At 40.3% G+C, this 13,528-nt stretch carries 12 protein-coding genes; 6 read left to right on the top strand and 6 right to left on the bottom strand.

The annotated features are described in order from the left end of the window. Positions 1-3: 3 nt before the first annotated feature. From CGC50_RS00710 to CGC50_RS00690, 5 genes are all read right to left on the bottom strand, one after another. Complete coding sequence (locus tag CGC50_RS00710; protein ID WP_095909289.1) at positions 4-231, bottom strand: PspC domain-containing protein; 228 nt, start codon at positions 229-231, stop codon at positions 4-6. Between the two features lie 3 nt (positions 232-234). Next, entirely contained in the window at positions 235-1,512 is a 1,278-nt protein-coding gene (locus CGC50_RS00705) for a DUF2851 family protein (RefSeq protein WP_095909288.1), read from the bottom strand. Next, positions 1,509-2,294, bottom strand: coding sequence for a diadenylate cyclase (locus CGC50_RS00700; protein WP_095909287.1), 786 nt, complete (start codon positions 2,292-2,294; stop codon positions 1,509-1,511). The genes CGC50_RS00705 and CGC50_RS00700 overlap by 4 nt, the downstream gene beginning before the upstream one ends. A gap of 81 nt (positions 2,295-2,375) precedes the next feature. Continuing rightward, positions 2,376-2,996: a hypothetical protein gene (locus tag CGC50_RS00695; RefSeq protein ID WP_095909286.1), complete on the bottom strand. Its 621-nt coding sequence runs from the start codon at positions 2,994-2,996 to the stop codon at positions 2,376-2,378. Between the two features lie 5 nt (positions 2,997-3,001). Further along, a complete protein-coding gene (locus CGC50_RS00690; protein WP_095909285.1) occupies positions 3,002-5,176 on the bottom strand; it encodes an endonuclease MutS2 in 2,175 nt (724 codons plus the stop codon). A gap of 181 nt (positions 5,177-5,357) precedes the next feature. Here CGC50_RS00690 and CGC50_RS00685 point away from each other — a divergent pair, with 181 nt between their 5' ends. Next, positions 5,358-6,236, top strand: a complete 879-nt coding sequence (locus CGC50_RS00685) for a CPBP family intramembrane glutamic endopeptidase (RefSeq protein ID WP_095909284.1) — start codon at positions 5,358-5,360, stop codon at positions 6,234-6,236. A gap of 13 nt (positions 6,237-6,249) precedes the next feature. Next, complete coding sequence (locus tag CGC50_RS00680; protein WP_232781157.1) at positions 6,250-7,317, top strand: AMP-binding protein; 1,068 nt, start codon at positions 6,250-6,252, stop codon at positions 7,315-7,317. On the opposite strand, the gene CGC50_RS00675 is transcribed toward CGC50_RS00680, so the two are convergent. Next, entirely contained in the window at positions 7,306-8,205 is a 900-nt protein-coding gene (locus CGC50_RS00675) for a cation diffusion facilitator family transporter (protein WP_095911243.1), read from the bottom strand. The two genes, CGC50_RS00680 and CGC50_RS00675, sit on opposite strands and share 12 nt — an antisense overlap. 454 nt (positions 8,206-8,659) lie before the next feature. Here CGC50_RS00675 and CGC50_RS00670 point away from each other — a divergent pair, with 454 nt between their 5' ends. The 4 genes from CGC50_RS00670 (at position 8,660) to CGC50_RS00655 (ending at position 13,500) form a co-directional block, all read left to right on the top strand. Beyond that, positions 8,660-9,202, top strand: a complete 543-nt coding sequence (locus tag CGC50_RS00670) for a thioredoxin family protein (RefSeq protein ID WP_002670259.1) — start codon at positions 8,660-8,662, stop codon at positions 9,200-9,202. A gap of 140 nt (positions 9,203-9,342) precedes the next feature. Then, positions 9,343-9,651 carry a DUF4834 family protein gene (locus tag CGC50_RS00665; RefSeq protein ID WP_095909282.1) on the top strand — a complete coding sequence of 103 codons (309 nt, stop codon included), beginning with the start codon at positions 9,343-9,345 and terminating at the stop codon, positions 9,649-9,651. 1 nt (position 9,652) lies between these two features. Further along, positions 9,653-12,061: a YfhO family protein gene (locus CGC50_RS00660; protein WP_095909281.1), complete on the top strand. Its 2,409-nt coding sequence runs from the start codon at positions 9,653-9,655 to the stop codon at positions 12,059-12,061. Next, entirely contained in the window at positions 12,058-13,500 is a 1,443-nt protein-coding gene (locus CGC50_RS00655) for a M14 family metallopeptidase (RefSeq protein ID WP_095909280.1), read from the top strand. The genes CGC50_RS00660 and CGC50_RS00655 overlap by 4 nt, the downstream gene beginning before the upstream one ends. Positions 13,501-13,528 lie beyond the last annotated feature (28 nt).

Raw genomic sequence — 13,528 nt, 5'->3', positions numbered from 1 at the left:
AAATTATAAATCAAACACAGAACTGCGCTTTCTTCTAATAAGGTCTTTGATCTTCAGGGCAAAAGCAAAAGCAAAGTATAGGCCAAAACCAGCACCAAAGATAAAACTTATATAGATAAAAAACAAGCGGACATACTTGACTCTTAAGCCCAGACGTTCGGCCAAGCGAGTGGAAACATTGAAACCATTGCGCTCAAAGAAAATACGTATTTTAGTAAAGGTCGTGTTCATAGGTTACTTTTTTAGGAGGACTTGCCCTACTTGGCAAGCCATACAAGCATGTTTGTTACAATATTTTTTATACAATTGGAGAATGGCTTGACTCTCCATGGCATTGGTATTAGGTAGAAGAAGTCCTTCCCAGCGCTCCAATATACTGTTGTGTTCGGCTGGGGTAGCACGTAGCTTCGCTTTGCACTCGGCCAAGGTATTCTTGCCTCGAGAACGAGCATAGGCATACTGCATAGGAACAATGGTATTGATCCAAAGGTTTGCTATCAGCATAGGGGAGAGGTGTTTGTGGCTCTCCTTGCTCTCCTTGCCAAAAGAAAAATGATTTTTCCAATAAGGCGACGGGCTCACTTTTCCAAAAAATTCCAAAGCTTGTTCATAGGAGGCTAAGGTCATACATCGGTCAAAAAGTGACCGCTCTTGGTGGTATAGCGCAGCTATCTGTGCCAAGCGAATAGTGGGAAAGTTGGGCGGACGCAGTTTGGTGAACTGTACTCTAAAACAGGGGGTCACAAGAGCGTACTTATGGGCTAAATACTGGTATTCCTCTTGTAGGGAACGATAGTAAGGACAGCTCAAATCGGTTGCCTCCAAGAGGCTCAACTGCCCCATAAGCAGGGCTTCGAGCTGAGAAAGATCCTGCATCTGCTTGCGAATAACCGAAAAAGGCAGCTGCTTTGCGGCCTGCTCAAAAGCATCTCCATTGATATTGCCTCCAAAACTACCCAGTAGCTTCAAGAAAAAAACGGCTTCCCAATCCTGCTGACTTTCTTGCAAAAGTGTTACAATAGCCTGGGTCTTCTCCTCAAGCCGCTCTGTATAAAGCCTGTCCAACCAATTGGTAATGAGCCCTTCAGAAAGAGAAGAAATTTCTCTCTCACAAGGTATAAAAGTAGACTTAGCTTGCTGTAACTGAGTGTATTTCTCCACCAAATCATTAGAAATCAATGATTTAAGCTCTAAAGTAGGAATAATATTTTGTTGAAAATCAAATACTTCTACATCATGTTCCCAAACTACATGGAGAATTACATTGCCATAAGCAGGATCCTGCTCATGATGATGGGCATACCATAAGGAAGAAGCGGTGTGCATCTCCACATTGCCAGCCCACTGAAGGGATCCGATACGCAGGCGTGCATTGAAGAAATCCGGTCCTCCGTAGGGATTGGCCTCCCCATAGGAAAGGATATCCAAGACCTCTCCAGTGGAGAGCTTTAAGGGGGCTGTAGGAATAAGATGCGCTCCCCAGAGGTATTGTATGAAATCTTCACGTATCATTTGGATAGTTCTTCTGCTAAGAGTGCCACCAGTTCACTATCAGTATTATAAGGGACAAACTCACTATTGTTGATATAGGATACTTTTCCAGTCTCCTCGGAGACTACTAAGGCCAAAGCATCGGTTTTCTCAGTAATAGAAACTGCTGCACGGTGTCTTAGTCCATATTCCTTAGGGATCACACTTTGTCCTACCACGGGGAGAATCACACGAGTAGCCACAATAAAACCGTCCTGAATAACTATAGCCCCATCATGCAAAGGGCTGTTTTTATAGAAAATACTCTCTAAAATAGGTTGGTTCAGTTCAATATTCATCTTGTCGCCCGTGGCACGAACAAACTCCAAAGACTGGTTGCGCTCCAAAATAATAAGGGCTCCAGTACGCTCGGATCCCATCTTACGACAAGCCGAGACAAGGGTCTCACACATCTGGACAATGGCAGTATCCTCCGAGGTTTTCTTCAAGGATAGCTTCCTTAGGAGGTTCTTGCTATTAAGTACATTGGTAGAACCCAACACCAAAAGGAACTTTCGAATCTCCTGCTGGAAAACGACAATGAGGGCAAAGAATCCCACATTGATAAACTGACCTAAGATACTGCTAACCAGCTCCATCTTGACAATTACTGTGAGCTTCCAAAAGAGAAAGATGATCACAATACCCGAAAAGATACTAATGGCCACCGTTCCCTTGAGCAGGCGATATATGTAGTATAACATCAGTCCTACCAGAACGATGTCCAAGAAATCTACAAATTTGAAATTTAGAAAGTCAAACACTTTTATAATGGTTAATGGTTAATGAACAATGATTGATGGCTAATGGTAAGGTACTGTTATATACAAATTGAACATTAAATATTAGTTGTTAATTATTATTCTTGAGATAATTCCATCATCTTGCTGATGTAATCCTGTATAATAAATATCTACAAATTGCTGAAAAGTCATAGAACCGCTAAAGATCCAAACATAAAATACATTTTTATACGTTCCAAACTTATTCCAAGGTGTTTTTTCTCCTTTATCTTCCTTAAGGCGAAAACCATCAGGATATACATATATAGGTGTATTCCCATATTCGGACATCTTCAAAGGGTCGTAGGGAAGAAGGGTGAGGTTTGTTACATCCATAAAACCTAAGCGCTTATGGGGTATATCCGCCAAAGAAATATAAAGATGAGCATCGGGGTTGCTATGAGGGTTGCGAGGATTTGTCCGCTTCTCTTGTAGCCTGCTAAAGTGCTGGGCTACCTCACTCAATTTGTTTCTTTTATCAATATGAAAAATCCAATTGGTAGAACTGATGAGACCATTGGCATTGAGCTTTCCCTGACCTGTCTCAGGGTCATAAGGGAGGTATACTTGAGAATAATCCTCTACAGAGGTAATTTTAGTATCCTCTACCTGTGGAAGTTGCATTTGCTTTTTCTGACATCCCCATAGTAACAATGCCATTATAGTAATGATATACCGATTCATGCTAATTATTTTTTCTTTACTTTTTCTACCAATTCCAATTGTGCTAATGCAGTGAGTGTAGTAAAAAGACCATAATTAATCAGCGCCTTATCTTTTTCTATTTTATCAATAACCCCTACTGATTTACTATCTTTTATGCGTACCCGATCTCCCACTTTTAGTGATTGTATCTGGGTGAGTTTTTCCTGTCTTTCAGAATGTTCTCGCGCTTTCTTTTCTATTTTTTTCTGTTGGCGTACAGCCTCTATCTCCTTGTGTAGCTGCTCTTGGGCGATTTTCTTTTGGGCTTCTTCGGCCTGCTTTTCTTTTTTGCTCTTGGCCTTTCTCTTACTATTTTCCGTCTCTACAATTTTGAGAAATTCTGCAATGAGTGGGCGACGCTTCTTGTCCTCAAAATAGCGCTCAGCTATTTCATTGATCTTGTTACCGAGATAGATAAACTTCTGATTTTGGTCATAGAGTTCCTGATAGGAAGTAAGTTTACTTTGTATCTTATTGTTAAGTGTCTCCAGTCTCTTGGCTTCTTCTCTGGTTTTCTCCTCTTCCTCCTTGAGCGATGAAGTAGTTTTTTCCATCTGAGAACGTTCTTTCTGGAGCTTAGCTATGGTAGCATCGAAACGTATCTTGCCTTTTTCTATACGTTTCTTGGCACGATTAATCAGGCTGTAAGGAATACCATTTTTCTGTGCAACCTCAAAGGTAAAAGAGCTACCAGCTTCTCCCACAATGAGCTTGTAGATAGGCTCCAAGGTCTTATCATTGAAGAGCATATTAGCATTGGTTGCATAAGGGAGCTCATTGGCCAATATTTTTAGATTAGCATAGTGAGTGGTAATCACTCCAAAAGCCTTACGATGATAGAACTCTTCTAAAAAAATTTCCGCTAAGGCACCCCCAAGCTCTGGATCACTTCCTGTTCCAAACTCATCAATGAGAAAAAGAGTTGTCTCATTGCATTTTCTTAGAAAATAGTTCATGTTCTTGAGGCGATAGCTATAGGTACTTAAGTGATTTTCAATGGATTGGTTATCGCCTATATCAGTAAGAATCTGAGAGAAAATAGGCACTTTACTCAGGCGATGTACCGGAAGAAGTAGTCCCGTTTGGAACATCAGTTGCAGCAGACCAATGGTCTTAAGGGTAATACTTTTCCCTCCTGCATTAGGTCCTGAGATAACAATAATCCGTTGCTCATCGTCCAAGCGAATGGTCTGTGGGAAGGTTTGTTTGCCTTTTTTAGTATTGCTCAGATAGAGCAATGGATGGTAGGCATCCCGAAGCTCCAATACCCGCTCTTGGGTCAGCTCTGGCAGGAGTGCATGGGTTTCTTTGGCAAAGTAGGCCTTGGCGGCAATCACATCTATGGCTACTAAGTAGTCCTGCTCTTGGGAGAGTAGCGCTGCAAAGGGACGTAAGGTATTGGTGAGTCTCAGCAAGATACGCCTGATCTCCTCTCTTTCCTCATGGAGTAAGTGAGAGAGTTCTCGGGAATATTGCTCAGTCACCAATGGCTCTATATAGATGATACTTCCTGTCTTAGAGCTGCCCAGTACTGTACCTCTTACCTTGCGCTTATAGGTAGCCTTAACCGCCAGCACACGCCTATTTTCGACAACTGTCTCACGAATGTCATCCAAATAGTCTAAAGCATTGTACTCGGAAAGGGCTCGAGAGAAACTCTGATTGATTTTTCCTTTGAGGGTACCTATCTGAGTTCGTACTTCGGAGAGTTTCTCTGAGGCTTCTGACTTGATCTCACCGAACTTGTCCAAGACACTGTCTATAGCCCTGACAATCTGTTCTGTATAGGGAATATCCTGAGAAAGTACGGCAATAGTAGGATAATAGTCATGGAATTTCTTAAAAAACAACAGATGTGCATTGACTGTTTGGCTCAATGTACGTATTTTAGCAAACGAATGTGGCTCCAAGAGACTATTTTCTATCCCCAGAAAACGTATTTCGTGATCTACTTCATCAAAAGTATGGGAAGGAATATAGTTCTGTGTCTCCAAGGACGTCAAGTACTCATTAGTCTGGAATAGGAGAGAGGTGATGGTTTCCCTATGTGTCAAAGGTTTTAGCGCCAGCACCCTTTCCTTCCCTTTGGGAGTGTGGGTGTGCGCAGCTACTAAGGATAAAAGGGCTGGAAACTCTAAGTCCTCTAAAGTCTTTTTCATTTAAGTAATTAGGTAATAGTGATCAATGATCTGTGAACAGTGAACAGATTGAGCATTGATCATTAATCATTTGCAAAAGTATAAATTTTATAGGATATAATAAAATTTTTCATCCTTTTTTTTCTTTATAAAGAAAAAGTTGTAACTTTGTCACTTGAATTTTTAAGAATCCCAGAAAAACATGTATATCAAAAATGGTTTCTCAGTCAAAAACAAATGGTTTTACTGCCTTCCTATTTCACTATTTATCTTACTGAACCTCAATGCGTTTTTCTCTCCACCACAGGATTATTCTGCCTTGGTAGCGCATATCGGAGAGTTACCTTTTTTCACTTTCAATCTGCTGGTTTTCTTATTCCTCTTAGGGGTTTTGCTCCTTATTGTTGTGGCTGTACATGCCCAACCTATAAGAGCTCTTACCACAGGGAGAAAGAAAATCGACTATAAGCGTATCTTCTTTAGCTTCTTCCTATGGGGAAGTATTATCTCGCTACAGACCTTAGTGAGTTATTGGCTAACTCCTTCTGATTACTTGTGGAATTTTGATCCTGTTCCTTTCTTTCTCCTGGTATTAATTGCCTTATTACTCATTCCTTTTCAGGCAAGTTTCGAAGAATATTTCTTCCGTGGCTACTTCCTACAAGCTACGGCCTTGGTCAGTAAGTACAAATGGGTTCCCTTGGTACTGAGCTCTGTGTTCTTTGGCTTAGTACATGTTGCCAACCCAGAGATTGCTAAGCTGGGCTACGGGTTCCTTTTCTTTTATATCAGTTTAGGACTTTTTTTAGGAATAATCACCCTAATGGACAATGGCTTAGAGCTTTCTATGGGCTTTCATATTGCCAATAATTTTTTTATAGCCTTTCTCTCTTCCTCTTCTTGGAGTGTCTTTCAGACACCTTCTCTGCTCAAAGAGGTGAGCGAACCGGTTATTACTCCTTCGTATATTCTGCTTTTCTACCTACCTTTGGTAGTTGTACTCTTTATTTTTGCTAAGAAATACCAATGGAGCAACTGGAAGGAAAAACTTTTGGGTAAGATAGAAGAAAAAGATATATAACATGCATCCACTTGTGGCGACATATTGCCATCCTTTAGCCAAAATCAACGGATACTCTTGCTATAGCAAGGGGCTTATATCTCTTATTGCGCTATGGACAGAAAGCAATGAAGTACATTTGCAAAAAACAGCTGCCTTTCTCTCTCAATGGCTCGATGAGAATGATACCCTCACCCTACATACTTCGGGAACTACGGGAGTGCCAAAGGAGATTTCAGTGAAGAAAGAGCACATGATCCATTCGGCTCAGCTCACTGGAGCTTTTTTACAACTCCAAGTAGGCGATCGTGCCCTCTGTGCACTGCCTACCGACTATATAGCTGGAAAGATGATGCTTGTTCGCACCTTGGTCTTAGGGCTTTCTCTGGAGGTAGTAGCCCCCAGCAGCACGCCTTTTGCCTCTATAGATGGAGAAGTGGACTTTGTTGCCCTCACTCCTATGCAAGCCTTCAAGTCCTTAGAACAACTACACCGAGCCCGAAAAATCATCTTGGGGGGCGCCCCTATCTCTCTGTCTATGGAAACGGCTTTTCAGGAGGTTCCTTCTCAGATCTATGCCACCTATGGCATGACTGAGACCGTCTCTCATATAGCCCTACGACCCATCGCTCCTAAGGAGCAGCACAGCCTTCGTTACACTACTATAGGAGCAATTACTATAAGGCAGGACTCACAAGGTTGTTTGGTCATTGATTGTCCTGAAGTGGCTGATATGCCTATATATACCCATGATGTGGTTACTCTCTATAATGATAGGAGCTTCCAATGGCAGGGACGTCTGGACAATATCATCAATTCAGCAGGAGTGAAAATATTCCCTGAATCGGTTGAGGAGAGGCTTGCAACATTCATTACTGATCGGTTTTTTATTTGGAAAGAACCCGATGCCCTTTTAGGAGAAAAAGTAATCCTTCTGATAGAGGGTAGGGAAGAGGCTTACAGAGATTTACTTATGAATTTACAAAAAGAAACAGTTTTCTCTAAGTACGAACTCCCTAAAAAAATATACTATCTACCTCATTTTAAGACTACTGAATCCGGAAAAATACAAAGAGAGATTACAGCAAAGTTAGTTTTGTAAACACTCTCTAAAACGAATTTCTTTATAGTCAGGCTCCACATGTATCAGTACAGAAGCGATTGAAGGGAGCTGTCGCTGTAGGGTATCCTTGAGCTTATGGGCAATATCATGACCTTCCTTCACTGTGATATTACCATTGACAATCAGGTGAATATCCACACAATAGGCCATACCCGTCTTGCGAATATGGCACTTCTCTATAGCCATAACGCCAGGAACTTCTCTCGCTACTTCTTTGATTTTTAGTGATATATCTTCATACATATCCTCATCCAATATTTCTCCCAATGCTGGACGGAAGATTTTATAAGCATTGTATAGAATAATCCCAGAGGCTAACAGTGCTGCCCAATCATCGGCTGTCTCATAACCTTCTCCCATACACAGAGCAATACTAATTCCTATAAATGCGGCTACAGAGGTAATTGCATCTGCTCGATGATGCCAAGCATCAGCCTTGAGGGAAGAACTTCCTGTGAGTTTGCTATTTCTAAGTACAATACGATAGCTCAGCTCCTTCCATAGGATAATCCCACCCAATAGTAATAATGTCCAAGCCTTAGGCGCTTGGTGGGGAGTGAGGATATTTTGGTAACTCTGGTAGGCAATCAGTAGGGAAGAGGCGATAAGAAAGCCCACAATGACAAAGGTTACCAAGGGTTCTATCTTCCCATGACCATAAGGATGGTTCTTATCAGCTGGCTTTTGTGCATACCTGAGCCCTACCAGTACCAATATAGAGGAAAAAACATCGGATACAGATTCTATCCCATCAGCTACCAAGGCATACGAATTTCCCAAAATACCTGCAGCTATTTTGACTACAGCCAAGAGTATATTTCCCAAAATGCTAAAACCAATGGTTCTATAAGGAAGATTTTTTTCCATCAGAGAATAGATTTTTCTGCTTAGAGTTATTTTTATTTGCACGCAAAATTACACAAAAAAATACTATTCTCATAGCATTAATTATATGTATTATATAAAAATATGATTATAATATAATTATAATATAATATATAAACTAAAAAACAAATATATTTTACAATTAATTAAAATATTAATATATAATATTGAATACATTATTATAAATACAATTATCTAATTATCAGATATTTATAAAAAATATATTACAAATTATTTCATTTTTTACTTTATATAAAGTAATTTAAATAATTAATATTCAATATATTATTAAATAATTAATCATAATAAGAAAGTGAAATATGACATTAAGCTGGAGGAGTTTTTTACTCTTGAGAAAAATGCTAAAAATGGGAACTAAAAAGTTTGGCATTATTTTTGATAGATATCGTTCTGTAATTAAAAAAAGAAATTTTCAATGAAAAAAATTTTTTCGATATTCCTTATGTTGGTGGCTGTAGTGGCTTCCGCTCAGGAGATCAAGTGGATGAGCATGAATGATGCTTTAGCTGCTCAAAAGAAAACTCCTAAAAAGATATTTATGGATGTATACACTACATGGTGTGGTCCTTGTAGATTGCTCTCTGAAAAAACTTTCAAGAACAAAGACTTGGTCAAATACATCAATGATAATTTCTATGCTGTAAAGTTCAATGCTGAAGGCAACGAGGAGGTAGTATACAATGGAACTACTTATAAAAACAACAACTACGATCCAGCCAAGGCCAACACACGCAATGGTATGCATGATTTTGCAGGAGCTTTGGGTGTAAGTGCTTACCCTACGATGCTCATTTTTGATGAGAAAGGTACTCCTGTATTTCCTATCACAGGCTACCTTACTGCCACCCAGCTGGAACCTCACATCAAGTTCGTAGGGAACAATACTTATCTTACAGTAACCACTCAGGAGGCTTATGATAAGTACTTAAAAACCTTCAAAGGCACCTTTAAAAATTAATTTTTCATATTTATTACATTTTTAATTTTATCATCTCAAAAAATTTCTTTTGAGATGATTTTTTTATTTAGCAAAAGTTTTTCATTAGAAAATTTGGTAGGTTATAAGAAAAAATGTACTTTTGACGAAAATTTTGAATTATGATACAACAAGCCTCTTTTATGGACTTTTTAGGAGGACTCTTCTCTGTCCTTATTATATTTGTTATTGGTTTTTGGCTCCTTGCTCTCTTAGTACCTACCTTTTTGCGCTTCTGGATAGGTAGAAAAGTAGATGCCTTTCAAAGGCAATTCAACCAAGAGATGAAAGAAGAACAGAGAAATACCCAGCAGAGATATTACAACTCCTCTACCAATTATACTGGGCAAACAGGTCATTCTCAACAATCCAAACAATCCAAAGAGAAAAAAATTGTAGGAGAATACATAGATTACGAAGAAATAGAATAGTATGAAGATAAAAATCCAACAGCTACTCCCTCATGGGGTGTGCTTGCTCCTTTTCATGGGGATTGCAATGGCTTTCTTTTACCCTCTCTTACAGGGCAAGGAAATGCAACAGAGTGATATTATACAGTACATAGGCATGTCCAAAGAGCGCAATGACTTCAGATCCGTTAGGGAGAGTTATTGGACTAATAGTGCCTTTGGAGGAATGCCTACTTATCAGTTAGGCGCTGAATATCCTCATAACTATATAAAGAAATTAGATAAGGTCATACGCTTCTTACCTCGCCCTGCCGATTATCTATTTCTTTATTTTGTTGGCTTTTACCTCTTTCTGTTGGTGGTAAAAGTCCCTTACCGATATGCCTTCTTAGGGTCTTTGGCTTTTGGATTCTCCACTTATCTGATCATCATACTCACAGTAGGCCACAATGCCAAAGCACATGCTATAGGTTATTTTGGGTTTGTCTTAGCTGGTATATTTCTGGCCTTTCAGCGAAAGTACTTGTGGGGTTTTCTGCTCACTACATTGGCTTTAGCTTTGGAGATCAATGCCAACCACTTCCAAATGACCTACTATCTCCTCCTATTAGTCTTACTTCTGGGGGGAATCAAGCTCTATCATGCTTGGAAGGGAGGGACACTAAGACCTTTCTTCAAGGGGGTAGGTGCCCTTTCAGTAGCGGCTCTTTTGGCTGTACTGATGAATGCTACCCTGCTTTTGACTACCAAAGAGTATGAACGTTTTAGTACCCGAGGCAACTCGGAACTGACCCTCACTGCTGAAGGTACACCCAAGACTAATACTCATGGGCTTTCTAAGGAATATATTACTGAGTATAGCTATGGAGTCTATGAGAGCCTAAACCTAATTGTTCCTCGCCTATTGGGAGGCTCTAACCATGAAAATATAGGAGAAAAATCCGCTACTTATAGCTTCTTAGTGGCACAGGGATATGACCCTATTGTCGTAGGACAATTCACCCGTCAGCTACCTACCTACTGGGGCGATCAGCCTATTGTAGCAGCTCCTGCTTACATAGGGGTAGTAGTCTTCTTTTTCTTTGTATTAGCACTTTTCGTGGTCAAACGACGTATCAAGTGGTGGCTCCTATCTGGGGTAATCCTCTCCTTGCTGCTCTCGTGGGGAAAGAATTTTGCCCTGCTCACTGACCTAATGATCGACTATTTCCCTTTGTACAACAAGTTCCGTGCGGTCTCTTCTGTACAGACTATCTTAGAATTCTGTATGCCTGCCTTGGCTATTTTGGGGCTTTACCAATACTTAGTCCACTATAAGAAAGAGATCTACTCTCGCTATCTGTATTACACTGCAGGTATTGTGGGAGGGACACTTTTACTTTTATGGCTTGCCAAGGGAGGGCTTTCCTTTGAAGCTCCTAATGATGCCTACTATGCACAAGCATATGGGGAAGATCTTATCCGCCTTATCCGCCAGGATAGGGAAAGTATTTATACAACTGATATCCTAAGGAGTTTGCTCTATGTAGGGGCTACTTTCGCTATCGTATACCTCTTTTCTATAGGGAAAATCAACGAAAAGATTACTTTTGCCTTAGTCTCCTTGACTTTGGTAACCGATATAGGAAGTGTTACTTATCGCTATTTAAGTGAAGAAAACTATTGGCTTCCTTCTCAGACCGCAGACTACTTCCTCCCTTCTAAAGAAGAAACGAAAATTCTCGAGGACAAAGGGTATTTCCGCGTATTCTCACTAAGCGAAGCGCTCAATGGTGCCCGTACCTCCTACTTCTTTCACTCTCCTGGGGGGTATCATGCAGCCAAACCCAGAAGAATACAGGAACTCTTTGACTATCAGTTTTATAGAAATAAAAATGCACAAATACTTAACCTACTGAATGTCAAGTATATACTCCAGAATGAAAAGAATGGGATGGTTGTGATGGAGAATCCTGATGCTCTGGGCAGTGCATGGTTTGTCAAAAAACTTTCCAAAGTGAGCAATGCTGATCAGGCAATGCAAGGGATGAGTACTTTTGATCCTAAAGCTGAGGCCATCACCTATGATTCGTCACTTAGCAATAAGACATATCAGGTAGATAGCACAGCTACTATCCAGCTCAGAAGTTATGAGCCGGACAGGCTCGTTTACTCCACTGACAACCCTCAGGAGGGCTTGGCAGTCTTCTCCGAAATCTATTACCCACATGGCTGGAAAGCTGTCCTTGATGGTTCCCAAGAACTCACTATTCATCAGGTAGACTATACCTTCAGAGGAGTTGAGATTCCCTCCGGTAAGCATACCATTGAGTTTGTCTTTGCTCCTACGATTGTCAAAACAGGTGGGTGGATCAGCCTTTCGGCATCCTTAGCCTTTGTTGTAATCGCTGTAGGGAGTGTTTTTGTACATAGAAAAAAAGAAAAAGCATGAAAATCATCAAGATATTATCCTTAGTAACCCTCTTTGCCAGCTGTGATACTCCACTTTTCACTCCTGAGGAGGACTTTATCACTCCTTTTGAGCTTACTGATGGGGGAGGGGGGACATCCTATGAGGAGACTATCGATTTTTATAAGAAATTAGCTACCAATTACAGTTCTGTTTCTCTGAAAACTATGTCCACTACCGATAGCGGTTTACCATTGTACTTGGTCATCTTCAACAGCGATGGTATTTTTGACTTCAACCGTATTCGAAAAAACAAGATGATTCTTTTCATCACCAACGGAATGAATGAAAAAGCACGTGAAGGGGTTGATGCTACTATGCAGCTGATGAGAAACTTAGCGCAGAAACAAATAGAAATTCCCGCTCATACAGTAGTCGTAACAATTCCCATCATGAACTACTTAGGACAGATGGAGCAGGAAGCTCTCTTCAAGGGACAGATCAACACTTTTTTGGAGCGAAATCTCAACGAGGATTTCATAGAAAATAAAAGTCTCAATACCCGCTCATTTGTGGAGATTTTCCATCAGGTAAACCCACACTTTTTGGTGGATACATATTCCTTGGCTGGAGATGTGCCCTCACAAAGCCTTTTTTACCAGACCATTATTCCTGAAAAATTAGGCAAAGTAAAGTACTATTTGGAAGAAAATTTCATACCTCAGCTTAGTGATTCTTTGGCCAAGCGCTCTGTGGAGGATAGCCTTGGCAGAGCCTCCAGAAAACTACTGGCTTATCCTTCAGCACAGTCTTTTGCCTCTACAGCCTCCATCGTTGGGTATGCATCCCTATGGAACACTATAGGAATACAAGTGGCCAGCCGCATGAAAAATCCTTATAAAAACCGTGTGGAAGATATGTACAATGCACTGAAAAACATCCTCTTGCTTGTCGATTCTCACAAAGAACTGATAGAGAACCTACAGGATTTGGAAGGTAAGGAAATGATCAAGCAACAAAAGTATATCCTATCCTACAGGCTTGTCTCCGCCAAAGATAGCTTGCCTATAGAAAAAACACTCTATGAACCTAAGGATACTATTGCCATTGCAAAAAGCTATGTAATTCCTCAGCTGCTGACAAAAGTTATCGATAATCTCAAGCGAAATCATATAGAATTGCATCGTTTTGAGAAAGATTCGCTACTAAGTGTATATGCCTATACCCTAAAAGCTCCCAAAGATAGCTTATCTGTCCTTACTAAGGAAGCTATAGAGAAAAAAATGACCCTAAAAAAACAAAAAATAGCCATTCGCAAAGGAGATATATGGGTGCTTACTGGGCAGAAAGGAAGAAAATACCTATTGGAAACCCTCGAACCCTATTCAGAAAATGGGTTTATGAAGACCAATATGCTCCCTTTGCTCCCAACCCCTAAGGACAGTCTTTGGATATATCCCATATTTAGTATAGAAAAATAAACATTGTTTCCTTCAGACCTAAACCACC

The sequence above is a fragment of the Capnocytophaga gingivalis genome, assembly GCF_002302415.1.
GTDB lineage: Bacteria > Bacteroidota > Bacteroidia > Flavobacteriales > Flavobacteriaceae > Capnocytophaga > Capnocytophaga gingivalis.
The sequence above is the reverse complement of the archived record's forward strand: the minus strand, read 5'-3'. Positions and strand labels throughout refer to the sequence as shown.

What these genes read in the sequence shown, in the direction of transcription:
- CGC50_RS00705 (WP_095909288.1), bottom strand. Translation starts at nt 1,512, where the DNA reads ATGATACGTGAAGATTTCATACAATACCTCTGGGGAGCGCATCTTATT.
- CGC50_RS00690 (WP_095909285.1), bottom strand. Translation starts at nt 5,176, where the DNA reads ATGAAAAAGACTTTAGAGGACTTAGAGTTTCCAGCCCTTTTATCCTTA.
- CGC50_RS00660 (WP_095909281.1), top strand. Translation starts at nt 9,653, where the DNA reads ATGAAGATAAAAATCCAACAGCTACTCCCTCATGGGGTGTGCTTGCTC.
- CGC50_RS00655 (WP_095909280.1), top strand. Translation starts at nt 12,058, where the DNA reads ATGAAAATCATCAAGATATTATCCTTAGTAACCCTCTTTGCCAGCTGT.
- CGC50_RS00685 (WP_095909284.1), top strand. Translation starts at nt 5,358, where the DNA reads ATGTATATCAAAAATGGTTTCTCAGTCAAAAACAAATGGTTTTACTGC.
- CGC50_RS00670 (WP_002670259.1), top strand. Translation starts at nt 8,660, where the DNA reads ATGAAAAAAATTTTTTCGATATTCCTTATGTTGGTGGCTGTAGTGGCT.
- CGC50_RS00665 (WP_095909282.1), top strand. Translation starts at nt 9,343, where the DNA reads ATGATACAACAAGCCTCTTTTATGGACTTTTTAGGAGGACTCTTCTCT.
- CGC50_RS00695 (WP_095909286.1), bottom strand. Translation starts at nt 2,996, where the DNA reads ATGAATCGGTATATCATTACTATAATGGCATTGTTACTATGGGGATGT.
- CGC50_RS00675 (WP_095911243.1), bottom strand. Translation starts at nt 8,205, where the DNA reads ATGGAAAAAAATCTTCCTTATAGAACCATTGGTTTTAGCATTTTGGGA.
- CGC50_RS00710 (WP_095909289.1), bottom strand. Translation starts at nt 231, where the DNA reads ATGAACACGACCTTTACTAAAATACGTATTTTCTTTGAGCGCAATGGT.